Here is a 25,932-nt window from a genome sequence, read left to right as displayed (position 1 = left end):
TAGTACTCAGTGGGAGCCACATTGTCGTTTCGGCATCGGCGAGGCGTCGCTCACCGGGGCCCCAGGATTTTATTCGCCCGGCTGTTCCTGTCGAGTATGCTCCGTCAGGCTCGAGAGTTCGGTCCCGTGGTATTGATTCCCCTCGCGTGGATCGTCGTGATCGCCACTCATCTCGGAGTGATCGCCGGGGACACCCTCTTCGTTGCGCACGTCGTGATGTCGGTGCTGCTGGCGGTGTTCGTCGTGACCGGGCGGGCGGAGATGCGCACCGGGACGCTCCGCGTGTGGTGGCGGATCATCGCCGTCGGGCTCGTCGTAACGCTGCTGGGAGCTATCGGATTCCGGATCGGAACGGGCAGGAGGCCGCTGCAGGCGCTCGCGCTCTTCGGCTGGATGATCCTTCCGTCGGTCGGTTTCGTCGATATCGCCCGCCGAAAAACCGAACCGGCCTGGGTCTATCTCGGTGCTGCGGTCGTCTCGCTACTCGGCGCTGTCGTGTATGCTGGCGGCTTTCTCGGTGCGCCACCGTCGGTGTCCATCGTCGGCCTCGTCCTCGTGGGCCTCGGACAGACGGTTGCGATCGCCGACGCCGCGTTCCGATACTGACTCCGCTCTCCACGCCGTCGACGCGACGAGGAAAGTATCTCGTCCATCTCCGATCACTCCCCTGTCGACGCCCGGAGAAGCAGACCGGTACCGGCTGACCATCGGCGCTAATTATAAGATAGAAGGATATCAAATATAGCTGTTATTTATCGGTGAGCACACGGCCGGCAGTCTCCAGAGCGGCACCCGCGGGACCGCTCTCAGGGCGATTGATATCTTTAACAGGGTCCAAACGAATCACGAGATATGACTGCGGATTCCGATCCGGCCCGTTCGAAGGTCGGACGACTCATCGAGGTCAACGAGATGTCGACCGTGGGGCAGGAACTCGAGGACCGATGGCTCGGTAACGGCTACGAGAGCCAGAGCCTCCGCTCTCTGGCGGACTGGTTCAACGAACGGTTGCTCGCGGCGAAACTGGAAGACGCGGGGGAGAACCCGATCGACGGCGAGGTGGCGAACCTCTATCGGTTACTCACGGACGACGACGTCACGGCCGGAATGCGCGTCGACGCGGAGGCGACCCTCGAACAGCGCGGCGTGGACCTCGAGAGCCTTCGCTCGGAGTTCGTCTCCCACCAAGCGGTGTACACGTACCTCACGGAGTTCAGAGACGTCTCGAAAGGGCGCTCGTCGGGAGATCGCTTAGAGAGCGTCCGGACCACGATCCAGCGTCTCCAGAGCCGGCTCATCGCCGTGGTCGAGAACAACCTCGGTCAGCTTCGGGGCGGCGAAGAACTCGTACTCGGGGAGTTCAACGTACTGCTGGACGTACAGGTGCTCTGTGAGGACTGCGGAGCGAGCTATCCGGTCACGGAACTGCTCGACCGCGGCGGGTGTGACTGCCAGTCGGCGACCGACGGCCGCGGGGACTGAGACCGCCAGCTGTGGTCTTTTTCGGTGATTCGCCCGCTTCGTAATCACAGACACCGAGCACGGGTATCGTAGCGTTGAAAATCGATCTGCGTAGGGCCCGAGCGTTGATTCAACGGGAGAGGCTCAGTCGACGAAACCCATCCGAGAGTATCGATCTCGGATTGGCGGGTGACAGCCCTCAAAACCCCGATCTGGGAGTCAGTCGCCTTTCGGGAGCGAGCGGAGTCGATCGCCACGTCGTCAGTCGGCTATCTGTTACAAGACTAATAGCGTCATAGTAGTGCTAACGAGCGACGTTTCACGAAATATCGTCCGATAGTCTCGAATATGCGGTCGGTGGGATCTCCCCGTCGCCTGTGTTCTGAGAAAAGAGGCAGGGAACCGCCGGTACCACGAGACGCTCTCAGATCGGTGGCTTCAGCTGTCACGGGCGTTCAGTGAAGTCACCAGTCTTCAGCAATCAAGAGAAGAGGACTGCCGTTCACCGTGATCTGGCGAGAATCGGTCCGGTTTTTTCGGATGTATTGCGATGGCCGGTATCGGGTCCGCGGCCGTGGAGCGGTCCCTCACAAAAGAAAACGTAATATATGTGGATTCCTTCCCCCAGGGTATGACAGACACCAGCGCGGAGGAACCGTCGCTTCACAGAGTCGCTTCCGTCGGAGAAATCGAAGCGGGAGAGGCCTCGGTCGTCGACGTCGACGGCGAGCAGATCGCACTGTTTCACGTGAACGACGCGTACTTCGCGCTCAGTAACGTCTGCCCCCACCAAGGCGGTCCGTTGGGGCAGGGCCGTGTCGAAGACGAGTGCGTGTACTGTCCCTGGCACGGGTGGCAGTTCGACGTCGAATCCGGTGAGCACGTCCAGGGCGACGACACCGTACCGACCTACGAAGTTGTCGTTGAAGACGACGAAATCCACGTCCGGGTGTGAGCGGTTTTTGACACGATAAATCGGGATTGTTAAGTTCCGATCCTGTATTGGAAGCGCTATGGACCACGCGGTAATTGATGGCGAGTGGCACAGCGCGGAGTCCGGAGCCGACATCCGAGAGTACATCTCGGACGACGAGATGCGCGAGAACGAGAAGGCGGGCTACCTCGCAGGGCCCGACGAGTGGGGGCCGATTCAGTGGGACGGCTGGGACCGAAGCGCCGGCGGTCGGACCGAGATAAACATCCACTCGCCGGACATCACAGACGCCGAAGACGTAGACCCCGTGCGCGAACAGTTGGGCATCGATACGGTCGTGTTCTCTCCCGGCCAGTTCCGGATGACGACGATCCCCGCCCAAGACAAGCAGGTGATGTACATGCGGGCGTTCAACGACCTCACCGTCGACCGGTTCGCCCGCGGCGACGGAACGTACTACGCGAAGCTCTACATCTTCGGCGATCACCCCGAGGAGAGCGCCGAAGAGATCGAACGCCACGGGGACAAAGACGGCGTCGTCGGCGCGATGATCACGGACGTCGGCCCCACGTTCCCGATGGGCCACAAGAGCTACGAACCGATCTACGAGGCCGCCGAGAAACACGACCTCCCGATCATCCTCCACTCGACCACGGGGATCGTGCCCGGGTTCCCGATCGCCGGGATGCAGCCGAAGAACTTCGCGGAGTTCCACACGCTCGGCCACACGATCCCGAAGATGTGGCACGCGAACAGCCTGATCCTCCGCGGGGTCGTCGAGAAATACGACGTGGACTTCGGCTTCTGGGAGGGCGGCCTCTCCTGGATCCCGGCACTGGGCGAGCGACTCGATCGGGAGTACCTCGAACGGTCCAGCGAGTTCGCCGACCTCTCGCAGCTGCCCAGCGAGTACCTCTCGGAGTTCTACTACGGCACGCAACCCCTCCCAGAAGAGGCGACGAAGATGGTCGACGTCGTCGACCTCATCGAACGGGCAGACCTCGAAGACCAGGTCCTCTACTGCTCGGACCGTCCGCACCAGGACTTCGACGCCCCGGCGGCGGTCGATAATATCGAAGGACTGACTGACACACAGAAGAGTAAGATATTCGAGGAGAACGCACGCGAGCTGTTCGGTATCTGAGTGTCGGCGTCGTGTTCGACTCCGATCGCGACAGCACTCCGGAAAGGGCACCCTCGGGTACAGGCGGTCGAGGCAACGCTGAAACCGATCGGCCACGTGGGTGTTGTATCGATGGCACTCGAGTACCCGACGTTCCTGATCAACTTCAAGCGTTACGAAGGGACGGCCGGCGGCGACGGTCTCGAACTCGCGAAGACGATAGAGACGGTGCAGGAGCGGACCGACACGTCGCTCGCTGTCGCCCCGCAGACGCCGGATCTCTCCCGGATCGCCTCGGAGGCCGATCTACGGGTCGTCGCACAGTCCGTCGACGCGGCGGAACCGGGACGCGGCACCGGCGAAATCGGCCTACCGGCCGTCGATGCGGCGGGGGCCGACGGCGTCCTCGTCAATCATCCGGAATCACCACAGACGCTCGCGGACGTCGAAGCGATCGTGGGGGGCTGTCGGGAGCGCGGCCTCGAATCGATCGTCTGCGTCGACAGCGTCGAGATGGGCCGCGGGGCGCTCGCGTTCGACCCCGACTGTCTCCTGTTCGAGAACCCCGACGACATCGCGACCGGCCGGTCGCTCGCTGAAACGGCTCCCGAGCGCGTGGAGACGTTCGTCTCGATGGTGCGGGAGGAGAACGTCCGAACTCGTCTCCTCCTCGGCGGTGGAATCACAACCGGAGTCGACGTGGAAGCGAGCCTGAGGCTCGGTGCCGACGGGGCCGGTGCCGCGTCGGCGTTCGTGAATGCGGCCGACGGGGAAGCGTGGCTGGCGGATATCGCCGAGAGCCTGGCCGATAGTAGCGTTCAGGACTGAAACGGTCTGTGCGGATGGTCGAGACCTGAGAGCACCCGGTGCAACACCCACTCTTAAGCGGGGAGTGATCAAAGCGACCACATATGCAACTCACGGCCCGCGAGATCGACATCGGCACCCGGACGCCGACGGTGTTGCTCAATTCGACCGACGCGAGCGAACTGGGCGCACACCCGCTCGACCGCGTTCGGATTCAGCACGGTCCAGACGTGGCGACCGGAATCGTCGAGATAACTGACGAACTCGTGGATCCGGGGCTGCTCGGTGTCACTCGACAGATCAGCCACATCACGGGCGAGGTCGAAATTGCGCTCGCCTCGAAACCGGACTCGGCGGCGCACATCACGAAAAAGCTCGACGACATCGAACTCGAACGCGAGGAGATCGACGCCGTCGTCCGCGACATCAACCGCGACCTGTTGAGCGACGTCGAACTCGGGGCCTTCGTCTCCGGCGTCTACGCCCACGGGCTCTCACGTGCCGAAATCATGAGCCTCACCGAAAGTATGGTCGAAATCGGTGAGACCATCCAATGGGACCGAGAACCGATCGTCGACAAGCACTCGATCGGCGGCGTCGCCGGCAACCGCGTCACGCCGATCGTCGTCCCGATCGTCGCCGCAGCGGGAGTGACGATTCCAAAGTCCTCCTCCCGGGCAGTGACCTCGGCCGCCGGAACAGCGGACACGATGGAGGTGTTCTGTGACGTTTCGTTCTCCGTCAGCGAGGTGCGGGAGATCGTCTCGGAGACGAACGGGTGTATGGTCTGGGGCGGTGCGGTCAACCTCTCACCCGTCGACGACAAGATCATTCGCGCGGAGACGCCGCTCTCTCTGGATCCGCCGGGCCAAGTGATCGCGTCGGTCCTCTCGAAAAAGAAGAGCGCCGGGGCGACCCACGTCGTCATCGACCTGCCGTACGGTGAGGGGGCGAAGGTCGAAAGCCTCCACGACGCCCGCGAGATGGCCGAGGACTTCACTCGCGTCGGCACCAACCTGGGAATGGAGATCGACTGTGCGATCACGCGTGGCGAACAACCGATCGGGCGGGGAATCGGGCCGGTGCTGGAGGCGCGAGACGTCCTGGACGTCCTGGAAGGGAACGGACCGACGGACCTCAGATCGAAGAGCGTTCGACTCGCACAGATCCTTTTCGATGCCGCCGGGGTCGACGAGACGGCGGATGAAATCCTCGAAACCGGCGCGGCGGAATCGAAGTTCCGCGAGATCGTCGGCGCACAGAACGGCGACCCCGACGTGTCGTCGAAGGATCTCACGCCCGGACCCCACGAGGAGACGATCCACACCGACCGGGAGGGCGTCGTCACGCACGTCGACAACAAACTCGTGAACGAACTCGCCCGACGGGCGGGCGCGCCGAAAGACCACGGGGCGGGTGTCTATCTCCACTGTCGCACGAGAGACGAACTGACCGACGGCGACCCACTGCTCACGCTGTACGCCGAAAAGCGAGAGAAGCTGGAGCAGGCGCGGACGTTCTGGACGGAGAACTCTCCTATCAGAGTCCACGAATCCGGAGCGGTCCTCATCGAGCAGTGGTGAAAGCGGCGTCGGGGTACGTGCGACCGTCGTATCGATTCCGACCCACTGGTGGTGGGCGCTACAGATCCATCTCGGTCCGGAGGTCCGATTGGACGCGTTCCGCGGTCGCGTCGAGGGACTCGCTGATGTCGACGGGGTACGTGGCAGGGTTCTCGATAGCCCGAATGTCCTCGGGCAGTCGTTCGAGAGTCTGAATCGTCCGATCTCTGATCTCGTCGACCGTCGGAAAGTCGTAGACGACTTCGCCGTCCGCGACGACGTCGACGAGCAGTTCCCGCCCGCCGACCTCCTCGTCGGCCCGCGCTAAGACGTCCCGCCTGAACGTGTCGTCGCCGAACCGGTGGACGCGCTTCGCGCCGGGATAAGTCACCTTCCCCTTCGAGAGCTTCATACTCGGCTGCATCTCGCCGTCGGCTTCGACGGCGACGAGTTTGTACACCGGGTTCAGCGTCGGAGCGTCGTCGCTCGTCGTCAGCGACGTACCCGGGCCGAACCCGTCGGCGACGCCGTCGTTCTCGAAGAACTCCCGGAGGAAGAACTCGTCGACCCCCGAGGAGACGAAGACGTCCATACGCTCGGGGAGAATGCCTCTCACCTCCTGAGATAGCGAGGCGAGGTCGCCCGAGTCGAGCCGAACGCCCCGGATCGCCTCGTCCCGTTCCCCCGCCACCTCCAGCGCAGTCTTCGCGCCGGTGACGGTGTCGTAGGTGTCGATCAGGAGCACCGAGTCCTCACCGTACACGTCGACGAACGCCTCGAAGGCCGCTCGCTCGCTGGGGAAACTCTGCACCCAGGAGTGCGCCATCGTTCCGTAGACCGGGACGTCGAACAGGGACCCGGCAGCCTCGTTGGCCGTCCCGTCGAACCCGCCCACGTACGCCGCGCGAGCGGCTTTCACACCGGCGTCGGTGCCGTGCGCTCGCCGTCCGCCGAAATCGACGAGCCGCTGATCGGCGCCGCGACGGCGGACCACGTCTCGCATCCGGGCGGCTTTCGTGGCGATCAGGCTCTGGAATCCGATCTGATTGAGCAACAGCGTCTCGAACAACTGCGCCTGATCGATCGGTGCCGTCACCTCCAAAAGTGGTTCGTTCGGGAAGACGGCCGTCCCCTCGGGCACGGCGCGGACGTCACCGGTGAACTCGAACTCCGCGAGGTACCTCAAAAACGCCTCAGGAAACCCCTCTTTTCGGAGGTGATCGAGCTGCTCGTCTCCGAATACGAGTTCCCGGAGGTAGGCGATGGCCTGCTCCAGTCCGGCGGCGATCACGTACCCGCGATCGGTTGGCAGCGAACGGAAGAACAGCGAGAACGTGGACTCGGGGGTGTGCTCTGTCTCCCGGTACCCGCGCAACATCGTCAGCTCGTAGCGGTCCGTGAACAGGCCCAGATCAGCCGGGGACAGGTGTCCGAACCGAGGGTGTCGATCAGTTCCCATAGTAGGATATACGAATACGCTGACAAGTTTCTGTCGCAGGAGGGAGGCAGACTCCGTCCGCATCGCGATTTGGAGTGCCGTCGCCTCTCACCGGTGATGCGGAGAAATCGGATCACCGATCGGTAGGGACAGCACCCGTGACAGTGACCGGTAACCGACGCGACACCGAGTGGCTCCCGAGAAGGTGGAAAGCCGAACGACCACGCTGCCGATCGGCTCTCGGTTCAACGCCGGAGAAAACTGCCGAGGGGTCGACCTCCGAGCGACGGAAATAGATCTCAGAACGGACCCGGCGCGCGCGACAACCAGACTGATCAGCCTCGCTAGCGTACGGTGACGTATGTCTATCCAAGTGAAAACGGAGGAACGCGTGGCCGTTCGCGACGTGACCGCGGAGGTTTCAGAAGCAGTCCCGGATGACGTAGTCGACGGTGTCTGCACGGCGTTCGTCCCGCACACGACCGCCGGTATCGTCGTCAACGAGGCGGAGGGGCGGCTTCTCTCGGATATCGAGAATGCACTGGAACGGCTCGTTCCGAGAGGGGAAGGATACGACCACGACGCGATCGACGACAACGCCGACGCCCACCTTCGTGCGATGCTCCTCGGAGGGAGCGTCTCGGTCCCGATCGAAGCCGGCGAACTCGCCCTGGGAACCTGGCAGTCCGTCCTGTTCGTCGAGTGCGACGGACCACGAACCCGCAGCCTCGAAGTGGTCACCGCGTCGGCAGAAGCGGTGGAATAAGTCCGTTCCTAGTCGCGAGGAGAGGACGGCACTCCTCGGCACCACCGCGGATGAATGGTGAGGTCCACACAGTAACGAATCGTATCGCCGTTATCGCTTTATTTCCGAACGGAAGTACAGTAGACGGTCTCTCCGGAGCGACGCGCGAACGAACCCGTCGGTTAGAAGTTGCCAAGGAAGCTGTCTGTCGATTCCTCGTCGTCTTCGGACGTCTCAGCGTCGTTACGAGCTGATTCGGTACTGCCGTCCTCGTCTTCGACCTCGGAAATAGACGGCGTCTCCGCACGACAAGTGACCGAGACGGCCTCGCCGTTTCGAGCGGTTTCGAGGGCCCACATTTGTCCGCACCCGAGGACGGTCCGCCAATCTTCGCCCTCCCGTCGAGCGACGGATACGAGAATCTCATCCGTTTCAGCGTCGCGGCCAGCGTACTCGATGCGGAAGAGGTCGCCGTAGATCTTCAATCCCGAGGGAGTGTCGAGTCTGACCGGCGTGGTGTCGGTCGACTCTCCCGGCCCCTCGACGACCACCTCGACGATCGGAACGTCCTCCTCTGGCGTCGAGAAAGCGATTTCGAGCGTTTCGCCGTCCAGTGCCACGCCCGTCACGTCGACGAACGAGGCCGACCGTCCCGTCGCTTCCGCCACGCGCTGCCGGAGCGGTTCGAGCGGAAGCCGGACGGTATCGCGTTCCTGAGTCATCTCTCCGGAGGCCTACAAGGGGGAGACGTATGACTTCTCCGACGTCGCTGTGACGTGTGATTCTACAATCGTGGCTCGAAAACCGCCGCGAGTTCCTCGCGAACGAGTTCCCGCATCGCTTCGGCGCGTGCCTCCCGCCGCGTCCGCTCGTCGAGGTAGTTCCGCTCGGAGACGGCCGCATCGCGACTGCCCTGTGCGGCCGCGACAGCCGCCGTTCCGGCTTCTATCGACGGACGTTGCTGGCGATAGAGCCGGTACCAGGTTCGTCGGCCCATTTTCGGGAGCGGATGGCTCCCGTCGATTTCGACTCCCGCCCGCGTACCGAGATCGCGGAGCCATCGCCGGGCGGTCGCGGTCGATATCGGACGATCGATGGACTGTCCGGGCAACAGGTAGCCTGTCCAGCCGTCTCGGTCCGCGAGGTCGTCGACGCGTCTTCGGACCGTATCGGTCCCGACGAGGAGTTCGACGGTGTTTCGCGTTCGACGGGCGTTCTTCCGTTCCCCAGCAGCGAATTCGACGTACGGGACGGATCCCTCGTCGGGTTCGGGATCGAGCACTAACTGCTCGAGGTGGAGTTCACAGGCCTCGACCGGCCGAAGCCCCCAGCCGGCGAGCGCGAGGAGGAGGAAGCGCTCGTCGGCGTCCGCGACGTCGAGCAACGCCGCGAGGTCGTCACGTGAGAGCGCCGGATGGTCGTATTTGGGATCTTCGTCCCAGCCGAACCGATTCAGGAGGTTCTCGGCCGGATTGTACAGTCCACGACCCATCTCGACGACGAACGTGTACCAGTTCCGCACTGCCGAGACGTACTTCTTTTTCGAGGCGAGCGTCCCCAGGTGATCGTCGAGAACGCGGAAGGTATCGCGGACGCGTGCGATTTCGTCGGGTTTCGCGGTCTCGTCGAGAAGCGGCGAGAGCAGGTCGCCTGTGCCGTTGACCCCGCGGTACGTACTCGCGTACGTCTTCAGGCGGGACCTGCGTGGAGCGACCGTCGTGTCGGCCCGTCCTCGATCCCGTTCGAGTTCTTCGAGGTAATCTTCGAGCGCTCGAACGGTGGGTTCGTGATCGAGGCCCCATTCGTCGTTGTCGACACCCGATTCGGGCGGCAAGCCGACGGCGTCGTAGAACTGCCCGGGCGAGAGGTCGTACTCCCGACGCAGTCGTTCGACGAACCCCGAGTAATTCGACTTGAGCCACGCGTACGTCGGGGTCTCACGGGCGGGATCGATCTCCATATCCGGATCCGCACGGATCGCCGGGAGGATCACCTCGCGGTAAAACCGCTCGTAATCCGTCAGGTCGTCGAAGTGCGCGTACGCCGGCATTATACTCCGGCCGCTGAGGGCCGGTGTAACTCGTGATCTCTATCGTCCGGTGATTCGAAGTCCATCGATTTCGGTTGATAGCGCATTTCTGTATGTTTACTTAGTGTTTGTGGTGTGTCGTTGTCCCGGGCAGACAACGAAACAACACACGAACAGGGAGTGGATCCTCGATTTTAGTGTAAACCTCATAATGCGATATCAAATTCCGCAGGAGTTCTCTCCGTTCTCGAACCGTTTCAGCCACGTTGAACCGCTGGAAATTGACTCGAAGCATTCACCACCTGGCGCAATGCGCAAAACCACACACTACCTGCTGAACGTACCGGGAGTTCGATAACGCCGACGGTGTGTGTCAATCACCAGAGTGCACGAGAGACAGTTACGACTCACCAGAGTAGACGAGATTACCGAGCAGATGTTCACCGAATACGAGGACGAGGAGCGCGCCAACGAGGTTGAAGAGGAGATCCAGCACCGTGTCCCTCGTGCTGTAGACCACTAGGATCGGTTCGATTCCGAGGCGGTCGGCTACCGCGTGAATTACGTACTCGATCAGCTCCCAGAGCAGTCCACCGATGACGACGGCTCCGAGGACCCGGGGCCGCGGATTACGCCCACGGCGTTTGGCCGCAGTGAAGGCGAATCCACCGAGAATGCTCGCGGAGAGAGTGTGCGTGAGGTGGTCCCACCAGCCGATAGAATCGTACGAGCCGAGCATCCCCACCGCGTGTGTGACCATAGCGACGCCGATATATACACGCTGCCAAGGCCTGAATTCGACGTCGAACCATCGTTCGGCGGCATCAGGAAGGTACGTCCCCAGTAACGCGAAGATCGAATTGACGACTGCTCCCGGGTTACGACGGCGGATACCGATAACGAACACGGCCACGATAGCCTGTCTGATTCCACGTTCGATGTCTCGGTCTGTGAGTGACCACACGGAATTTTGCCCAACCTCGACGGAACCGACGGGTCTATCCGGAAAATAACTTGTGTTCCACAAGCGGACGTACAGAGAACGACGTCTCGGCCGAGGAACCGATCACGGACCGTCGGTCGCGGCGCGAGTTCGGTCAGGGTGCCTATCGCGACGCGAAGTCGATCGCGTAAACGTTACAGCAGCACGCGATCGCGAGGGGGCGACAGCCGACACATCAGGGGCAGTCGTTGCTACCCGCCATCGCTCGCAACCCGCTCGATCGCCTCGGCGATCCGGGGTGGATGAGGGATGTAGTAGTCCTCCATCGAAAGCAGTGGAACCGGGATGTCGAATCCCGTCACGCGCTCGATCGGCGCTTCGAGGTACATCAGCACCTCGTCGTTGATCGTCGCGATGATCTCGCTGCCCCAGCCGCCAGATTTCGGGGCCTCGTGAACGACGACGCAACGGCCCGTCTTCTTCACCGATTCGACGATCGTCTCTCGATCCATCGGCGAGATGGTCCGGAGATCGATCACCTCGGCGTCGACGTGGAGTTTGGAGACCGCCTCCAGCGTCTGTTGCATCATCGCACCCCAGGAAATCACCGTGACGTCTTCGCCCTCGCGGCGAACGGCGGCGTCGCCGATGGGAACCTCGTAGTCGTCCTCGGGGACGTCCTCGCGAATGGACCGGTAGACGTGTTTCGGCTCCATAAACAGCACCGGATCCGGGTCGCGGATCGAGGCCTTCAGCAGTCCTTTGGTGTCGTACGGCGTGCTCGGGATCACGACCTTGAGCCCCGGAACGTGTGCATAGGCACCTTCGAGACTCTCGGAGTGGTGTTCCAGCGCGCGGATGCCGGCCCCGTACGGCGTCCGGACGACCATCGGCGCGCTCCACTCCCCGCGGGTTCGCCATCGCATCCGACTGGCGTGAGTGACGAGTTGGTCGAACGCCGGGGGAAGGAACCCCGAGAACTGGATCTCAGCGACCGGGCGAAGTCCGAAGACCGCCAGACCGACCGCGCCGCCGACGATGGCGATCTCCGAGAGCGGCGTGTCGACGACTCGCGTCGATCCGAACCGGTCTTTCAGCCCCTCGGTCGCCCTGAAGACGCCACCGGTCTCGGCGACGTCCTCGCCGAAGACGACGACTCTGTCGTCCTGCTCCATCTCCTCGGACAGCGCCATATTGATGGCGTCGATGATAGTTTCAGGCATAGATACTCACCCCTTCGGCCGCCGCACGATGTACTCCTCGAGGTCGTCCAGTTCGCGGAGGCTTCGCTCCAGTTCGTGGAGTTGCGATTCGAGTTCGGGCGGCATCTCCTCGTAGAGGTACGCGAAGAGCTCCTCGACGTCTCGCGGCCCGTAGTCGTCCGCGGCTTCGATGGCCGCGTCGAACTCCGCGTCCACCTCGTCGACCATCGCCTGTTTGTCGACTTCCTCCCAGAGGCCCTCGGATTCGAGGAACGACTCGTACCGCTCGATCGGATCCCGGTCTTTCCACTGGTCGACTTCCTCGCTACCGCGGTACTTGGTCGGATCGTCACTCGTGGAGTGACCCTCCGTGCGATAGGTGAGCGCCTCGAAGAGCACTGGATTCCCCTGTCGGGCGAGTTCTCGCGCCTCGCTCATCGCGTGGTACACCGCGAGGACGTCGTTGCCGTCCACGCGGATCCCGTGGACGCCGTACCCGACGGCCCGCTGGGCGATCGAGTCGGCGTTCGTCTGCTTCTCGAAGGGAGTCGAGATGGCCCACTGGTTGTTCTGACAGTAGAAGATGGCCGGCGCGTTGAGGACGCCCGCGAAGTTGACCGCCTCGTGGAACGCGCCGGTGCTGGTCGCGCCGTCGCCGAAGTGCGCCGTCACCACCGAGTCGGTGTCGGTGATGTTCATCCCCCACCCGATGCCGGTGACCACGGGGAGGTAGCCGCCGACGGAGATGCCGATCATACAGTTCTGCTGGGCGAGGTACTTCTGGGCGTCCTCGATGCCGCGCCAGAAGAGCAGGATGTCCCGGAGCGATACCCCTTTCATCAGCATCGCGCTGGTCTCGCGGCCCATCGCCAGCAGGTAGTCGTCATCGGCGAGGGCGTAGCCGCTGCCGACGATGCTCGCCTCGTGGCCCCGACTCGACCCGACGGTCCCCATCTCGCCGCGCCGCTGGAGGTTGATCATCCGCTCGGCGTAGCGCTTCTCGACGAGCATCCAGCGGTACAGATCCAGGAACTCCTGCGTGTCGAGATCCGGAACCGCCTCGGCGTCGTACCCGCCGTTCTCATCGATTATTTGATATTTTGTGACGGGGAGGTCGTTCTGGGTGATCCACGGAGCGTCCAGTTCGACAGTCCCCTGTGTGGTGTTTTCGGTCATGTGTCGTTCGATCCGTATCGGTTGACTTATCGGGTCGATAATAAATATACCGAACGGGTAGACGCCGTACGGCGATCAGCAGTGTCAGATCCGCTGCGTGAAACCTCAGAGGAGACGTGCAGTTGATCGAAACTTCCGGTGAGCGAGGCAGTGTTCGGATAAGCGATTGCTGACTGAGAGACCACCGAGGATGGGGCTTTCGAAGACCCCCCGTATCGGTTTCCGACTGTTCCGCTCTTATCTGAACAGTACCGCAAAGAGGTCCGAAGAACGAAGACGGAACGCAGCGTCGATCGGGCGGGCGAACGCGTCAGTTCGAGGGGATGTAGTCGTTCGTCGCGTACTCCGTGACGTCGAAGCTCTCCTCGACGAATCCGAGGTTGACCATCTCGTCCATCGTGAACTGCAGGCGGTCCATATCGATCGTGAGGTCCTGTCGGTAGTAGTCGTTTTCCGTGAGGAAGAAACCGTCGACGAGCGGTTCGGGGAGCTCGAAGTACTCGGCCGCGAGCGAGACGACCTCGCTCCGGTTGTCGTAGGCGTAGTCGACCATCTCGCGGAAGTCCTCGCCCCACGCGGCGATGGCGTCGCCCTTCTCGTCGAGGGAACTGTTCGCGGCGACGGTGTAGGCGAACGGGTACTCCTGCTCCCAGGTCTCTTGGGAGGTGTACACCTCGTTGAACCCCTCGCCGCGAGCGGAGACGGCGAAGATTGCCGGGAAGACGCCGGCGTCGATACGGCCGTCGTTGATCGCCGAAACGAAGGTCGGGAACGGCAGTTCGACGATTTCGGCGTCGTTCTCGGGGTCGAGGCCGACCTGCTGGAACTTCTTGACGATCATCGCGTGGACGCCGGTCCCCTGCGCGTTGACGCCGATCGTCGCCCCTTCGAGGTCCTCGGGTTCGGTGATGTCAGAGTCCGCTCCGGAGAAGATAGTGATCCCGTACCAGTCGGGGTGGGCATCCCAGAAGTCCGTCGCGATCATCGAGATGTTCCCCGGAACCGCCTCCTGGCGAACCGCCGACGCGTAGCTCACGGTCGACAGCAGCGCCAAATCGGCGTTTCCGGACGCCATCTTGTTCAACGAGTCGGGCGTACTCTGATCGCGGGTGACCTCGAGTTCGTACTCCGAGCCGAGATTCGTGAGTTGGTCTTGAATGTCTTCGATCGCGAACAGGGACGCGATGTTCTCGACGGGCACCGTGAACGCGAGGCCGAGTTCGGGGGTCCCGCCAGTGATGCTCGAGCAGCCGGCGAGGCCGGTGAGACCGACCGTCCCGACCGCTGCGCTGTGCTTCAGAAACGATCGGCGATCCGATCTCTTGAATGACATCGTAACGTGAGGAACAGAACCAAACCAGATAAATGTTTGTGAATTTGTGTCAATAACCACCGCAACGCGGCGATCGATGGAAAAACGAGGCGGAGGTAGCGGAGACAGGACGCGTTCGGGTGCCACTAGAAGTGGTCAAGGGCTCGAGTGCCGGTAACGCTCGATCCGTTCTTCGGACACCGGTGACAAGGGATCCGTAGACGGTTAAGAACACGATAACCGTGCTGACAGCGGGTAGCGCGCGATCCGTCGACCCGGGAGACCGGTTCCTCAAACCGCGAGACGGGGGTCCATCCGTCGTTTTTGACGATTCGAGGGCAGAACGCGACCGGAGATACCGGGACGGACGTGGCACACGGCCGGTTACAACAATGTACAGCGATCACGACATCGGTGGAGCGATCGCGAAAATTACGACAACCGATCGTATCAGTAGTCGACGCGAGCCTTCGACTCGATCTGGCCGATCCACTGGCGGTCCTCGAGATCGCCCTCCTGCCACTCGATCGTCTCCCACTCCGGATCGAAGACCAGGTAGCCGCCGGCGTTGAACTCGATTCGGTGGCCGCTGACCGGATCGCGCACGTAGAGGAACTTCCCGCGGGAGATCGAGTGCTGGCCGATCCCGTCGGTCGGGATGCCGTGCTCGTTCATCGCGTCGTGGGCGTCGAAGAGGTCGTCTGCGGTGTCCACCTTGTAGGCGATGTGGTGCAGCGCGGGGTCGTTCGCGGCGTTCTCGTCTTCGATGACGGCGGCCTCGATCTTGTTGCCGTTGGCGCTGAGGAACGTCCCCCACCGAGAGCCGTCTTTCCGGTCGTATCGCTCCTGCACGCGGAAATTGAGCGCCTCCTGGAGCCACTCGCGGAAGTCGTTGGCCGCGGGGTCCCACAGCTGAACGTGGTCGATTCGCTTGGGTGCGATCGGGTTGGTCGTCGTCCGCGAGTAGGTCTTGTTCTTGAGCTTCGAGCGCCGCTCCGCCGGCGGGTCCGGCTTCTCCATCTCGTAGTAGAACTCGAACTCGTGGCCGGTCGGCGTGGTGAAGCGGAAGGCCTCGCCCTGACCGAGTTCCTCGCCGGCGTCGATCCAGGTCACGTCGATGTCCTCTTCGTCGAGGATCTCTTCGAACTCCCCGAGGTACTCCGGCTTTCGTGTCTGCCAGCCGATATGGTCGACACCGGGCTCGTCGGCTTCCGAGAGGGCGATCGAGTGGTGATCGAACTCGTCGACGGCGCGCAGATACGACGTGTCGCCGTTGCGTTCGACTTCTTCGAACCCGACGGCGTCTCTGAAGAACTCCAGGGAGCCGTCGAGATCGGGCGTTTCCAGCGCGACGTGGCCGAGGCGAGCGAGCTCAGGATCCATTGCAACTCGATCCACGTCCGTCTACGATAATAAATTATTCTTCCGGCGTCTGTTCCGTTTCTCCGAATGTCGGCTGGCGAAAAGGGAACGGACGGGCTTCCCGAGCTACCGGAGCGACTCGATCGCATCCATCCGATCGGAGAGCGTCGACTTGACCGACGCCAGGTCGCCGCCGACTCGGATGATCTGGTGGCCCTCGTCGACGGCCGAGGCGATGTCGTCTGGGTCCGTCTTGATCACACCCGTCGGAACGCCCGCCTCGTGGCACGCCTCGGTGATCTCTTCGATCGTCTCGACTACCTCGGGATGCGTCTTCTCTCCGGGGTGACCCATCTGCACCGAGAGGTCGGAGGGACCGATGAACACGAAGCCGAGTTCCGGAACCGAGAGGATGTCGTCGAGTTCGTCGACCGCGGTCGTCTTCTCGATCATCACACCGAGGCACACCTCTTCATCTTCGGTCTCGATGTAATCGTCGCCGGAGAGTCCCCACGTCCGGGAGCGACCGCTCGCCATCCCCCGTTCGCCGGGTTCGCCGTCGTAGACGAAGCGGGTGGCCTCCACGGCCTCGCGGACCTCCTCTGCGGTGTCGACGCGCGGGATGAAGAGGTTCCTGACACCCGCGTCCAGCACCTTGCGGATCAGCGAGGGATCGCCGCTCGGTAGCCGGACGAACAGTTCCGTGCCGCCGATCTCGGCCGCGCGGGTCAGTTCCTCGAAGACGGTACTGTCCCACGGGCTGGGACCCATATGTTCGAAGTCCAGCCACACGAAGTCGATGCCGAGTTCGCCGTAGATCTCGATCACCGTCGGCGAGAAGGTCGACGACCGAGCGCCGAAGACGACCTCGCCGTTCTCGATGGCTCGACGGAAGCGGTTGCGCTGGTCCATTGTGGGATCGACTGCGGGAGCAGAGAGGTTATACGTTCCGATCGGATCGCTCGACCGATCGAACCGGCGGGCGGCGGAGCACCACACACGTGCACCCACCGGGGCCGGAGCGGCGGCTACCGCTCTACCGGCGTGGAACGGAAAACGTGGGGAGGGACAGACGCGGCGACGGTCGCGTTACTCGTCGTCCTGAACGACCTGGAAGCGGCGGCCGTCGGGGTCGCGGAAGTTGGTGATCGTGCGGCCGGTCTTCTCGACGTGGTACGGGCCGACGATGGAGTCGACCTCCTTCTCCTCGAGATCTTCGGTGAGCTCTTCGATGTTGTCGACGGCGAAGGCGATGTGGTTGATGCCGGGGACCTCCTCGCCTTCGACGGTGTGAATCTCGAAGAGCGGGCCGTCGCCGTCGCCGGGGACGAGCTCGAAGGACTGGCCGTGGTGTTCGGTCTCGCGGTGTTCCTCGTAGCCGAGTTTCTTCAGGAAGTCGGCCATTTCGCTCGCGTCGCTCGCTTCGATTTCGATGTGGTCGATCTCACCGATCATACCCGAAATACGCCGAGCAACGATAGTAAGTATTCCGATATAGGCACCCGAATCGGGGAGTATTCGACGGTCTTTGCCAGAGGGAGAGCGCCGGTGGCGCTGAGTCACTCCGCGACGGAACGCCGAGTCACTCCCCGTCCGGGATCACTCGCGAACGGATCTCGGCGCGGTCGAGTTTCTCCGTGGCGGTCCGCGGGAACGACTCTTCGACGAAGCGGTACTCGCGCGGGCGTTCGAAGCGTGCGACCTCGTCGCTCTCGAGACACCACGCTTCGAGTTCGTCGCGATCGACGTCGGGGTCTGTGCGGCGAATCACCGCCACCACCTTTTCGCCGTACTCCTCGTCCGGGACGCCCACGACCGCCGCCCGTTCGATCGCCGGGTGCTCCAACAGCCGCTCCTCGATGGGCGTCGGGAAGACCTTGATCCCCTTCGATTTGATCATGAAGTCGGTCCGGCCCTCGACGTACAGGTAACCCTCCTCGTCCTTGTACCCGAGATCGCCCGAATACCACCACCCGTCCTCGAACATATCCTCGGTCTTTTCCGTATCGTTCCAGGCCCACGACGCGCGGTCGGGGCCCTTGATGATGATCTCGCCCGTCTCCCCGGCCGGTCTGACCGAGTCGGGTCGCCCACCGGGTTCCACGACGCGGACCCGAGTTCCGGGGATGGGCTTGCCGACGCTGCCGGCGCGGTCGTCGGTCAGCTCCGCCGCGCTGATTTCGGTTCCCAGGACCTCGGTGGCGGCGTAGCTGTTGTACACGTCGTCGCAGATCTCCTCGCGCATCGCCGCGAGCGTGCGCTCGTCGAGGTACTCGCCGCTCGTGACCACCCGGTTCAGCGAACTGAGGTCGTATTCGGAGAGCGAATCCAGCCGGAGCACTTCCTGCCACATCGTGGGAATCAGATCAGCGGTGGTCAGTCCCTGTTCGTCGATCAGCCGGACGTACGCCTCGGGATCCCACTCCGAGAGGTAGTACGTGGCCGCGTTCGACGACAGCGCGGGGAGAAACAGCGCGTACCACGCGGCGAACGACGGGGTGAACACGTGCGCCTGGGCGGCGGTCCGGTCGAGCGCGAGGAGCTTTTCGAGATGGAGCGCCTTGTGACAGAGCGCTCGGTGGGTGTGACACCAGCCTTTCGGTCGCCCGGTCGTGCCGGACGTCCACTGGATGGACGCGACGTCGTCCTCCCGAACGCGGACGTCGGGGGCGACGGCTTCGTGCGATTCGAGCAGCGGTTCGTGTGACCGCTCGTAGTCGGCGCGTTCGGTGCCGGTCGTGATGACCGCGCTGAGGTCCGTCGTGATCTCGCCGTAGAGATCGGATTCGACGATCTCGGAGAACTGCTCGTCGATGACGAGCACGCGGGGTCGGATCGAGTCGAGGCAGTACCGCAGTGTCTCGGCCGACGCGCGCGTGTGGAGATTTGACACGACACAACCGGCCTTCATCGCGCCGTTGAACAGGGCAGTGTGTGCGATCGAGCAATCGCAGAGGAACGCCACTCGATCGCCCTGCGCGCAGTGATCGCGCAGGGCGTTCGCGGCGCGGCAACTCCGCTCCTCGAACGTCGACCACGTCACCTCCCTCCCGGTCGTCGCCTCGCCGTACGCGACCCGGTCGGGGTTGTTGGTCGCCGCGATCGCCGACAGTTCGTGTATCGGCGGCAGGCCGGGGGTGGATGTCGTGTGCATCGCGCGTTCAGAGGTCGATGTAGTTCCGGAACATCCGGTCGTCCTCCACCTCGATGTCGAACAACCGCACCGCGTTGCCGCCGAGGATCAGATTCAGGTCCTCCTGGGTGAGGTCGCGCTCCATCGCGAACTTCTGGAGCTGTCGAAGGCTCGGGCCCCAGAAGTCCACCTGGTGGGCCGGAAGCCCGCGGTCGGCGATCTGGTCCCAGTAGTACGGCGGGTCCTCGTTCGGCTGGCTGATCTGCGGCATCGACGCCCCCCAGTCGGTCCCCCAGAGCAACTGATCGACGCCGACGTTCGGGTCGTTCATCGGCTTCTTCATCAGGTCGGCCCAGTACAACCCGATCTCGAGGTAGACGTCGTCGAAGGAGGCGGCGACCTGACAGCACTGATCGACGTGGTGCTCGCGCCACGTGGCCTGCATCCCGCCGTGGTCGAAGATGATCGGGACCTCCGGATATTCGGCCTTCATCTGTGACGCCAGCGTCGGATCGCTCCAGTCGGGGAAGTGATCGAAGATTCCGAGGCCGGTGGCGTAGCCGGAGACGTAGCCGGTGTGCCAACGGATCGGGACCTCGTGCTTCGCGGCGACGTCGAAGAACTCCCGGAGTTCGTCCTTCCGCTCGGACCACTCCATCGGCTCCTCGGTCGTGGGGTCGTACGGCATCCCCTCGCCGATCATCCGAAAGCCGTCCTTCCCCAGCCACTCGTCGACCTCGGCGGCGGCGGCCTCGGCGGTCCACTCCTCCTCGCCGCGCTGGGCCGCCTTCATCGTCTGGACCGGGTAGGCGGCGGCGACGAACTTCTCGGGGTGTTCGGCCATCATCTCGGCGTGCATCTCGTTCGTGAATCCGAAGGTTCCGGGGAGCAACACGCACATATCGACGCCGTAGGTGTCCATATCACGGAGGACGCGATCGGAGTTGTCGTAGACGATGACCTCGTCGTCTTCTGTGGCCTCGTCGCCCGGGACCGCGGTCACCATCTTCTTCGCGAGCTCGCCGTAGTCGGCGTCGCCGTCCATCTGGATGCGGGCGGCGTGACGCTGGGCGTGGCAATGCGTCTCGACCAGGAATCGACCGAGTTTCATACCTCACCATCCCGCTATCTTTTAATAAATGTATGTGTGAATCCGGTCGCAGCGACGCGACCGTTGGACACGTCGCAGATCGACGCCGTGTTTCGATCGAACGGAGACGGACGTCGACCGATCGTGCCGGTGATGGAGATTATCCGAGAAATCACGATAGTAGCAGAGGGCCGCCGTACTACCTACGACGTTCACCGCGAGGCGAGCCGGGCGGGACCGAAGGTCCCGCTGGAAGCCGGCGCGTAGCGCCGGCGACGAACGCGAGCCTCGCGGCCTTTTTTGGTCCAGCTTTTTTGCGGGGGTTCGAGGCGACGGCGAAGCCGTCGCCGAGGACCCCCGATAAAAAAGCTGGGTTAGAGGCTGCAGCGCGCGTCCGGAATGACGTCCGGATACTCTTCGAACACTTCCACCTCGGTGGCGTCTCCGTCGGACGCGACGCGTCGGCCACCGAAGAAGTTGAGCGCCGCCTGATGGTCTTCCTCGCGGAACTGGATCGGCCCGAAGACCGAGTCCCACTCCAGTCCCTCGAGCCCGGAGATGATGTCGTCCGTGGCTGTCGAGCCGCTGTCTTCGATCACCGTCGCGAGCGCTCGCATCAGCTCGAAAGACGCACCCGCCGTCGAGTTCGGCAGAAGCGAGCTGTCGAGTTCGTTGTAGAGGCTCTGGAACTCGTTGTTGACGTCGGTGTCGAGTCCGGGGTTGTAGAAGTGCGTCCCGAACCAGCCGTCGACGGTGACTTCGTCGGGCATCGTCGAAGCGGCGAACTGGCCGATCGGCTTCCCGGAGTTGAACATCATCACCTTCTCCTCGGGCAGTCCGAAGGAGTTGGCCTGCGGCATCAACTGTGCGGCCGCACCCCACGTGAGGACGCCGGTGACGACGTCGGCCTCGCTGTTGGCGATTTCGGAGATGTAGGACGACCAGTCGGTCTCCCCGAGCGGGACCAGCGTGCTGCCGGTGACTTCGCCACCGACTTCGTTCATCGACTCCTCGACCAGTTCGAGACCGTTCTGGCCGAGCGCGTAGTCCTGTGAAACGTAGTGGACCCGGGAGGGATCGAAGTCGCGGTCGATGTGGTTGGGGAGATCCTGAATGAACTGCGTCCCCGTCGGCGCGAGGTGCCGATTGCTGGGCCAGATGAAGAACCCGTACTCGTTACAGTTCTCCGGGTTCTCACGGGCCTCGACGGACGAGGCCGTGGTCATCAGGTGGGGCACCTGCCCGTCCTCTTTGATGTACTGCATCACGGAGATGGAATTACCACTGCTCACCGGGCCGATGATGGCGTCGACGTCCTCGTCTTCGACGAGCGTGCGGGCCGCCTGGATCGACGCGTTCGGATCCGACTCGCCGTCCTCGATGATGAGCTCGAATTCGCTGTCGAGGATCTCGCCGTCGAGATAGTCCTCGGCGACTTCCAGTCCGCGCTGATTTTCTTCGCCAGTTCGTGCGAACGGACCACTCAGGGCCATCACCGCACCGATCTTGACCGAATCGCTTCCGCCGCCGCCACCGCCGAGACAGCCGGCGGCCGAGGTGAGTCCCGCGACGCCCGCAGCTTTGAGGAACGATCTTCGTTGAATCATCGTATACCTGTACTGTTTGTTACCAGTATTCATAATAAAATTTCGGGTCGAATAGCGGCGAATTTAGCGGGGTTCGCGACGGACGACATCGGCTGTCGGGAAAACGGACGACTTGTCGCCCCAGCAGGGAGCATCTGAGGAGTACGCGACTGAAACGTCTCCCGTGATCTGAAGCGGTATGCGACTGAGGCGTCCCCGTGACTGGTCACGCGTCCACGGGCGACAGGACCGACCGACGAGAAACGGATGACGTCGCAAAAGCAGGCCGATCGAGCAGAGAACCGAGGGAGGGGATTACTCCTCGTCCCGGAGAAGCCCCATAAGCCCGTCCGGGAGCACGAAGACGAACACGACGAAGAGGATGCCGAGAAGCAGTCGGTAGCCGCCCTGCCACAGGTTCTGCAGGAGTTCCTGTACGAAGACGAGTCCGATCGCCGCACCGAACGGTCCGAGGAGCGTTCCCGTGCCGCCGACGATGATCCAGATGATCACGTCGCCGGTCAGGGCGAACGAGACGAGCGACGGCGAGGCGATTCCGACGAGTCCGACGTACACAGCCCCCGCGAAGGCGGAGACCGCGGCGGAGACGAGCCACGCGATCATCAGTTCGCGGTTCGTGTCGTAGCCGAGATACCGCATTCGGAGTTCGTTCTGCCGAGTGGCGTGCAGGATGTCGCCGTAATCGCTCTTGATCAGGAGATACAGGCCGTATCCGACGATTGCGACGGTGACGAGCGTGAAGTAGTAATATTCGGTGTTACCACCGAGGTCGATCCCCAGGACCTCCGGCGGGCCGAAGAAGCCGAGTCCGTCGGAGCCGCCGGTCAGCCACGTCGTGACGAAGGTGAAGTCGTGTACGATCGCCCCGAACGCGAGGGTGAAAAGCACGAAGTAGACGTTGCCGATACGACGCTTGATCGGCACGTAGCCGACGACCAACGCCAGGACGAGCGCGAGAACGATCGCGAGGGGGAAACCGAGCCAGAACGACTGTCCGTAGTCGACGACGAGTTTGGCGACCGTGTACGAACCCAGCCCGAAGAAGGCCGCCGGCGCGAGCGAGAGCAGTCCGGCGTAGCCGAGCACGATGTCGACGGAGATGGCGAAGAGACCGAAGATGAGCGCCTCGGTCGCGAGATCCGACTGGCTGGGGAACAAGAAGGGAACGGCCAGTAGTAAAAGCACGCCGACGGCGAGCAGGGGCCGCCGAGGCAGTCCCCGAACGAACCCGCGAACGTCCGACAGTCTGTCGCTCATTCGTGCACCTCCGCCTTACCGAAGAAGCCACGCGGCTTGTACAGGATGAACACCATCGCGGCGGCGAAGACGAGGATGCGGACGTACGTCGGAGAGAGTACCAGCCATCCGAAGGCGATGATCTGTCCGACGATCATACTGACGACGAACGAGCCCTTGAAACTCCCCATCCCGCCGACGATGATGACGAGAAACGCCATCGTGATGTAGTCGAGACCGATCGTGGGGTACATCGACGTGATCGGTGCGGTGAGAGCGCCGGCGAGCGCCGCGAGCGCAGTCCCGAGGACGAACGTGATGGTGTAGATCCGCGCGGTGTCGACGCCGAGGATCTCGGCCGTCGGCTGCATATTCGCCGTCGCGTGGATTTCCAACCCCAGACGCGTTTTCACGAGGATCAGGCCGATTCCGAGAGCGACAACCGCTCCGACGAGAATCACGAACAGGCGATACGACGGGTAGCTTACCCCGAGTACCTGAACCGACTCGGGAAGCGGCGAGGGGACCGTGTACGATCGACTCCCGAAGTACACGGCGAGGGCCTCTTCGATGACCAACCCGATACCGAACGTCGAGAGAAACCCGAGCAGCGGCTCGTCGTAGATCCAGTATAAGACCTTCCGTTCCAAGGCGAGTCCTAATACCGCGACGAGAACGACGGAGATCACGAGTCCGAGCCAGAAGTTCCCCGTCGCCTGGATCACGACGTAGGTCCCGTATCCGCCCAGCGCCAGCATCGCTCCGTGGGCGAAATTGATGAGCCCGATCAACCCGAAGATGAGCGAGAGTCCGCTGGCCACCAGAAAGATGATCATCCCCCGACTCAGGCCGTTCAGTGCGTAGGTAATAAAGTTCTCAGTGGTTATAAGAGGAATTTCTAACATAGCCGTTACACGAGAGCGGTGTCCGAGCGGTAGTAGTTAGGTACTCGACTACTGTGCGAGGTAATGTTCGTCATCGATAACACACTATACGGGATAATCCACATCATAATATAATTTTTGTAAGCCGAACGACGGTACGCGGCCGGGGAGCGTCGAAACGTGCCGGTTTCAGAACGAAGGGGACCTCAGCCAAACTGCCCGCAGCCCGACAAATCAGCCCTCGCCGGGTGAGACGACGGCGGTTCGAACGGCGGACGCCGCACCGCAGTCAGTGGATACGATCGCGTATAGGATGGTGAGCGAGACAGCGTGTAGCGTAGTGAGAGGGACGCTTCTGCCGCCTCAGACGCGAACCGAAACGGCGCTGAACGATGTCCCCTGACTCCACGGGGGCCTTCGGCGGGGAATACCGTGAGTGCGGGTGAAGACGGTTATACCGTCAGGTACTTGTCGTGAATCGCCTCGTCACTGAGGTGGTCAGAATCTCCCTCTTCGACGATCCGGCCGGTCTGGATCATGTATCCACGGTCGATGAGCGGGAGCATCCGATTGATGTTCTGTTCGGCGATCAGCACCGCCCGATCGCCGGTCACCAGCGATTCGAGAATGTCGACGACGTCGTCGATGATCGCGGGCGCGAGTCCCTCCGTCGGTTCGTCGAGGAGGAGCAGGTCCGGATCGGTCACCAGCGCACGTCCGATGGCGAGCATCTGCTGTTCGCCGCCGCTCAACGTTCCGCCACGCTGTTCCTGTCGCTCGCCGAGCCGTTCGAACTGCGTGAAGACGTTCTGTATCCGTTCCTCACGGGCGTCGTCGCCGATGTCCGACGTCATCGCCAGTTCGAGGTTCTCGCGGACCGAGAGCGCGGGGTAGATCTCTCGTTCTTCCGGCACGTACGCGATCCCCTCGCGGACGATCTCGTGTGGAGACCACGCAGAGACGTCCTGCCCGCGATACGTGACGGTCCCAGTCTTCCGGTCGATCCGGTTTACGAGACTGTTCAAGAGCGTCGTCTTTCCCATTCCGTTCCGGCCGAAGATGCCGACGACGTCGTTCGTGCCGAGTTCGATCGAGACGTCGAAGAGGACCTGACTGTCGCCGTAGAACGCGTTGAGGTCCTCGACGGTTAGTAGTTCACTCACCGAGATACACCTCCTTGACCTGCGGGTTCTCGACGACGTTTTCGGGCGTGTCCGTGGTGAGAACCGATCCGTTGTGCAGGACGGTGATCCGATCGGAGATCGAGCGTACGAGGTCGACGTCGTGCTCGACGATCAGGACCGTGTACTCGCCGCGGAGATTCTCCAGTATCGCCTTGACCTCGTCGGTCTCGGACTGATTGAGCCCGGCGGCGGGTTCGTCGAAGAGGATGACCCGCGAATCCATCCCGAGCACCATCGCGATGTCCAGGAACCGTTTTTTTCCGTGCGCGAGGTTCTTCGCGACCGTGTCGAGGTCGTCTTCGAGATGGACCCGCTCGGCTACCTCCCGTATCTGTGGACCGTAGTCTTCCTGCCGGTTGAAGACGCTCCTGACGGTCTCCGTCGAGTCGCGGACGGCGAGTCGGAGGTGTTTTCTGACGGTCATTTCGGGGAAGTACTGGACGACCTGAAACGATCGGCCGATCCCCTGTCGGGCGATGGCGGAGGGCGAGCGACCGACCAGGTCGGTTCCGTCGAACTCGATCGTTCCGCTCGTCGGGGTCAACTCTCCCGTGATGAGATTGACTGTCGTCGTCTTCCCGGCCCCGTTCGGGCCGATGAGCCCGTGAATCTCGCCGGAGCGGAGTTCCATATCGACGTCGTCGACGGCGACGACCGAGTCGAACTTCTTCGTGAGTCCCTCGACCGACAGCATACTACCTCCC

At 62.8% G+C, this 25,932-nt stretch carries 24 protein-coding genes; 7 read left to right on the top strand and 17 right to left on the bottom strand.

What is annotated here, in order from left to right:
• Nucleotides 1-96 precede the first annotated feature (96 nt).
• The 6 genes from NO876_RS07550 (at nt 97) to NO876_RS07525 (ending at nt 5,908) form a co-directional block, all read left to right on the top strand.
• Complete coding sequence (locus NO876_RS07550) at nt 97-606, top strand: hypothetical protein (RefSeq protein ID WP_256421079.1); 510 nt, start codon at nt 97-99, stop codon at nt 604-606.
• A gap of 246 nt (nt 607-852) precedes the next feature.
• Nucleotides 853-1,482: a rod-determining factor RdfA gene (rdfA, locus tag NO876_RS07545; RefSeq protein ID WP_256421078.1), complete on the top strand. Its 630-nt coding sequence runs from the start codon at nt 853-855 to the stop codon at nt 1,480-1,482.
• 610 nt (nt 1,483-2,092) lie between these two features.
• On the top strand, nt 2,093-2,416 hold the full coding sequence (locus tag NO876_RS07540) for a Rieske (2Fe-2S) protein (RefSeq protein WP_256421077.1): 324 nt from the start codon (nt 2,093-2,095) through the stop codon (nt 2,414-2,416).
• A 58-nt stretch (nt 2,417-2,474) separates the two neighbouring features.
• Complete coding sequence (locus NO876_RS07535; RefSeq protein WP_256421076.1) at nt 2,475-3,539, top strand: amidohydrolase family protein; 1,065 nt, start codon at nt 2,475-2,477, stop codon at nt 3,537-3,539.
• Nucleotides 3,540-3,650: 111 nt separating this feature from the next.
• Nucleotides 3,651-4,346 carry a triose-phosphate isomerase gene (locus NO876_RS07530; RefSeq protein ID WP_256421075.1) on the top strand — a complete coding sequence of 232 codons (696 nt, stop codon included), beginning with the start codon at nt 3,651-3,653 and terminating at the stop codon, nt 4,344-4,346.
• Nucleotides 4,347-4,429: 83 nt separating this feature from the next.
• Complete coding sequence (locus NO876_RS07525; RefSeq protein ID WP_256421074.1) at nt 4,430-5,908, top strand: AMP phosphorylase; 1,479 nt, start codon at nt 4,430-4,432, stop codon at nt 5,906-5,908.
• A gap of 58 nt (nt 5,909-5,966) precedes the next feature.
• Here NO876_RS07525 and NO876_RS07520 read toward each other — a convergent pair whose 3' ends face one another.
• Entirely contained in the window at nt 5,967-7,346 is a 1,380-nt protein-coding gene (locus tag NO876_RS07520; RefSeq protein WP_256421073.1) for a nicotinate phosphoribosyltransferase, read from the bottom strand.
• Nucleotides 7,347-7,686: 340 nt separating this feature from the next.
• On the opposite strand from NO876_RS07520, the gene NO876_RS07515 reads away from it, so the two are divergent.
• Nucleotides 7,687-8,091 (top strand): secondary thiamine-phosphate synthase enzyme YjbQ, encoded by a 405-nt coding sequence (locus NO876_RS07515; RefSeq protein ID WP_256421072.1) that lies wholly within the window; start codon nt 7,687-7,689, stop codon nt 8,089-8,091.
• A gap of 161 nt (nt 8,092-8,252) precedes the next feature.
• On the opposite strand, the gene NO876_RS07510 is transcribed toward NO876_RS07515, so the two are convergent.
• The 16 genes from NO876_RS07510 to NO876_RS07435 all read right to left on the bottom strand — a co-directional run bounded on the left by NO876_RS07510 (nt 8,253) and on the right by NO876_RS07435 (nt 25,922).
• Nucleotides 8,253-8,792, bottom strand: coding sequence for a hypothetical protein (locus NO876_RS07510; protein ID WP_256421071.1), 540 nt, complete (start codon nt 8,790-8,792; stop codon nt 8,253-8,255).
• Nucleotides 8,793-8,854: 62 nt separating this feature from the next.
• Nucleotides 8,855-10,120, bottom strand: coding sequence for a site-specific integrase (locus NO876_RS07505; RefSeq protein WP_256421070.1), 1,266 nt, complete (start codon nt 10,118-10,120; stop codon nt 8,855-8,857).
• Nucleotides 10,121-10,499: 379 nt separating this feature from the next.
• Complete coding sequence (locus NO876_RS07500; RefSeq protein WP_256421220.1) at nt 10,500-11,063, bottom strand: DUF2238 domain-containing protein; 564 nt, start codon at nt 11,061-11,063, stop codon at nt 10,500-10,502.
• 230 nt (nt 11,064-11,293) lie between these two features.
• Nucleotides 11,294-12,265, bottom strand: a complete 972-nt coding sequence (locus NO876_RS07495) for an alpha-ketoacid dehydrogenase subunit beta (RefSeq protein ID WP_256421069.1) — start codon at nt 12,263-12,265, stop codon at nt 11,294-11,296.
• A gap of 6 nt (nt 12,266-12,271) precedes the next feature.
• Nucleotides 12,272-13,420, bottom strand: coding sequence for a thiamine pyrophosphate-dependent enzyme (locus NO876_RS07490; protein ID WP_256421068.1), 1,149 nt, complete (start codon nt 13,418-13,420; stop codon nt 12,272-12,274).
• A 310-nt stretch (nt 13,421-13,730) separates the two neighbouring features.
• Nucleotides 13,731-14,753: an ABC transporter substrate-binding protein gene (locus tag NO876_RS07485; RefSeq protein WP_256421067.1), complete on the bottom strand. Its 1,023-nt coding sequence runs from the start codon at nt 14,751-14,753 to the stop codon at nt 13,731-13,733.
• Nucleotides 14,754-15,182: 429 nt separating this feature from the next.
• Complete coding sequence (locus NO876_RS07480) at nt 15,183-16,115, bottom strand: VOC family protein (RefSeq protein WP_256421066.1); 933 nt, start codon at nt 16,113-16,115, stop codon at nt 15,183-15,185.
• Nucleotides 16,116-16,220: 105 nt separating this feature from the next.
• Nucleotides 16,221-17,006 carry an HpcH/HpaI aldolase family protein gene (locus tag NO876_RS07475; RefSeq protein WP_256421065.1) on the bottom strand — a complete coding sequence of 262 codons (786 nt, stop codon included), beginning with the start codon at nt 17,004-17,006 and terminating at the stop codon, nt 16,221-16,223.
• A 177-nt stretch (nt 17,007-17,183) separates the two neighbouring features.
• A complete protein-coding gene (locus NO876_RS07470; RefSeq protein ID WP_256421064.1) occupies nt 17,184-17,549 on the bottom strand; it encodes a VOC family protein in 366 nt (121 codons plus the stop codon).
• Nucleotides 17,550-17,676: 127 nt separating this feature from the next.
• Nucleotides 17,677-19,248 carry a class I adenylate-forming enzyme family protein gene (locus NO876_RS07465; RefSeq protein WP_256421063.1) on the bottom strand — a complete coding sequence of 524 codons (1,572 nt, stop codon included), beginning with the start codon at nt 19,246-19,248 and terminating at the stop codon, nt 17,677-17,679.
• A gap of 7 nt (nt 19,249-19,255) precedes the next feature.
• Nucleotides 19,256-20,338: an amidohydrolase family protein gene (locus tag NO876_RS07460; RefSeq protein WP_256421062.1), complete on the bottom strand. Its 1,083-nt coding sequence runs from the start codon at nt 20,336-20,338 to the stop codon at nt 19,256-19,258.
• A gap of 353 nt (nt 20,339-20,691) precedes the next feature.
• Nucleotides 20,692-21,924 (bottom strand): ABC transporter substrate-binding protein, encoded by a 1,233-nt coding sequence (locus NO876_RS07455; RefSeq protein WP_256421061.1) that lies wholly within the window; start codon nt 21,922-21,924, stop codon nt 20,692-20,694.
• 294 nt (nt 21,925-22,218) lie between these two features.
• Nucleotides 22,219-23,181, bottom strand: coding sequence for a branched-chain amino acid ABC transporter permease (locus NO876_RS07450; RefSeq protein WP_256421060.1), 963 nt, complete (start codon nt 23,179-23,181; stop codon nt 22,219-22,221).
• Nucleotides 23,178-24,065: a branched-chain amino acid ABC transporter permease gene (locus NO876_RS07445; protein WP_256421059.1), complete on the bottom strand. Its 888-nt coding sequence runs from the start codon at nt 24,063-24,065 to the stop codon at nt 23,178-23,180. Before NO876_RS07445 ends, NO876_RS07450 begins: the two co-directional genes overlap by 4 nt.
• 431 nt (nt 24,066-24,496) lie before the next feature.
• Nucleotides 24,497-25,207 (bottom strand): ABC transporter ATP-binding protein, encoded by a 711-nt coding sequence (locus NO876_RS07440; RefSeq protein ID WP_256421058.1) that lies wholly within the window; start codon nt 25,205-25,207, stop codon nt 24,497-24,499.
• A complete protein-coding gene (locus NO876_RS07435) occupies nt 25,200-25,922 on the bottom strand; it encodes an ABC transporter ATP-binding protein (protein ID WP_256421057.1) in 723 nt (240 codons plus the stop codon). The genes NO876_RS07440 and NO876_RS07435 overlap by 8 nt, the downstream gene beginning before the upstream one ends.
• Between the last annotated feature and the right edge of the window lie 10 nt (nt 25,923-25,932).

This window comes from Halobellus rarus (genome assembly GCF_024494595.1).
In the GTDB taxonomy this organism is placed as follows: domain Archaea; phylum Halobacteriota; class Halobacteria; order Halobacteriales; family Haloferacaceae; genus Haloquadratum; species Haloquadratum rarum.
The sequence above is the reverse complement of the archived record's forward strand: the minus strand, read 5'-3'. Positions and strand labels throughout refer to the sequence as shown.

Excerpts from the sequence above, each read along its gene's own strand:
- NO876_RS07550 (WP_256421079.1), top strand. The coding sequence starts at position 97 with ATGCTCCGTCAGGCTCGAGAGTTCGGTCCCGTGGTATTGATTCCCCTC.
- rdfA (WP_256421078.1), top strand. The coding sequence starts at position 853 with ATGACTGCGGATTCCGATCCGGCCCGTTCGAAGGTCGGACGACTCATC.
- NO876_RS07540 (WP_256421077.1), top strand. The coding sequence starts at position 2,093 with ATGACAGACACCAGCGCGGAGGAACCGTCGCTTCACAGAGTCGCTTCC.
- NO876_RS07535 (WP_256421076.1), top strand. The coding sequence starts at position 2,475 with ATGGACCACGCGGTAATTGATGGCGAGTGGCACAGCGCGGAGTCCGGA.
- NO876_RS07530 (WP_256421075.1), top strand. The coding sequence starts at position 3,651 with ATGGCACTCGAGTACCCGACGTTCCTGATCAACTTCAAGCGTTACGAA.
- NO876_RS07525 (WP_256421074.1), top strand. The coding sequence starts at position 4,430 with ATGCAACTCACGGCCCGCGAGATCGACATCGGCACCCGGACGCCGACG.
- NO876_RS07520 (WP_256421073.1), bottom strand. The coding sequence starts at position 7,346 with ATGGGAACTGATCGACACCCTCGGTTCGGACACCTGTCCCCGGCTGAT.
- NO876_RS07515 (WP_256421072.1), top strand. The coding sequence starts at position 7,687 with ATGTCTATCCAAGTGAAAACGGAGGAACGCGTGGCCGTTCGCGACGTG.
- NO876_RS07510 (WP_256421071.1), bottom strand. The coding sequence starts at position 8,792 with ATGACTCAGGAACGCGATACCGTCCGGCTTCCGCTCGAACCGCTCCGG.
- NO876_RS07505 (WP_256421070.1), bottom strand. The coding sequence starts at position 10,120 with ATGCCGGCGTACGCGCACTTCGACGACCTGACGGATTACGAGCGGTTT.
- NO876_RS07495 (WP_256421069.1), bottom strand. The coding sequence starts at position 12,265 with ATGCCTGAAACTATCATCGACGCCATCAATATGGCGCTGTCCGAGGAG.
- NO876_RS07490 (WP_256421068.1), bottom strand. The coding sequence starts at position 13,420 with ATGACCGAAAACACCACACAGGGGACTGTCGAACTGGACGCTCCGTGG.
- NO876_RS07485 (WP_256421067.1), bottom strand. The coding sequence starts at position 14,753 with ATGTCATTCAAGAGATCGGATCGCCGATCGTTTCTGAAGCACAGCGCA.
- NO876_RS07480 (WP_256421066.1), bottom strand. The coding sequence starts at position 16,115 with ATGGATCCTGAGCTCGCTCGCCTCGGCCACGTCGCGCTGGAAACGCCC.
- NO876_RS07475 (WP_256421065.1), bottom strand. The coding sequence starts at position 17,006 with ATGGACCAGCGCAACCGCTTCCGTCGAGCCATCGAGAACGGCGAGGTC.
- NO876_RS07470 (WP_256421064.1), bottom strand. The coding sequence starts at position 17,549 with ATGATCGGTGAGATCGACCACATCGAAATCGAAGCGAGCGACGCGAGC.
- NO876_RS07465 (WP_256421063.1), bottom strand. The coding sequence starts at position 19,248 with ATGCACACGACATCCACCCCCGGCCTGCCGCCGATACACGAACTGTCG.
- NO876_RS07460 (WP_256421062.1), bottom strand. The coding sequence starts at position 20,338 with ATGAAACTCGGTCGATTCCTGGTCGAGACGCATTGCCACGCCCAGCGT.
- NO876_RS07455 (WP_256421061.1), bottom strand. The coding sequence starts at position 21,924 with ATGATTCAACGAAGATCGTTCCTCAAAGCTGCGGGCGTCGCGGGACTC.
- NO876_RS07450 (WP_256421060.1), bottom strand. The coding sequence starts at position 23,181 with ATGAGCGACAGACTGTCGGACGTTCGCGGGTTCGTTCGGGGACTGCCT.
- NO876_RS07445 (WP_256421059.1), bottom strand. The coding sequence starts at position 24,065 with ATGTTAGAAATTCCTCTTATAACCACTGAGAACTTTATTACCTACGCA.
- NO876_RS07435 (WP_256421057.1), bottom strand. The coding sequence starts at position 25,922 with ATGCTGTCGGTCGAGGGACTCACGAAGAAGTTCGACTCGGTCGTCGCC.